The 527-nt window shown below is 41.0% G+C and carries 1 protein-coding gene; it reads left to right on the forward strand.

The features are described 5' to 3' along the window. A partial coding sequence (locus tag NI468_RS16140; protein ID WP_253102639.1) for an IS6-like element IS1008 family transposase occupies positions 1–527 on the forward strand: 527 nt, incomplete at both ends.

Below are 527 nucleotides of genomic sequence, written 5' to 3' on the forward strand. Positions count from 1 at the left end.
GGTCGGCACTTTCAAGGTGAAATCATTCTTTGGGCTGTTCGTTGGTATTGTAAATATGGCATCAGCTATCGTGAACTTCAAGAAATGCTCGCTGAACGAGGCATAAATGTGGATCACAGTACAATTTATCGTTGGGTTCAGCGTTATGCTCCAGAAATGGAAAAACGCTTACGCTGGTATTGGCGTAATCCTACAGATTTACATTCATGGCATATGGATGAGACTTATATCAAAGTGAAGGGGCGATGGACTTACCTGTATCGTGCAGTTGATCAACGGGGTCATACGATTGACTTTTACCTTTCCGCTAGACGGAACAGTAAATCAGCCTATAGTTTTCTAGGAAAGATCTTCAATACGGTGAAAAAATGGCAAATTCCACGGGTCATCAATACAGATAAAGCAGCGACCTATGGCCATGCTTTATCACGGTTAAAGCGAGAAGGAAAATGTCCAGTAGATATTGAGCACAGGCAGATTAAGTATAAAAATAATGTCATTGAATGTGATCATGGTAAGTTAAAGCG

Origin of the sequence: Acinetobacter lwoffii, from assembly GCF_024129355.1 — a bacterium.
In the GTDB taxonomy this organism is placed as follows: domain Bacteria; phylum Pseudomonadota; class Gammaproteobacteria; order Pseudomonadales; family Moraxellaceae; genus Acinetobacter; species Acinetobacter lwoffii_I.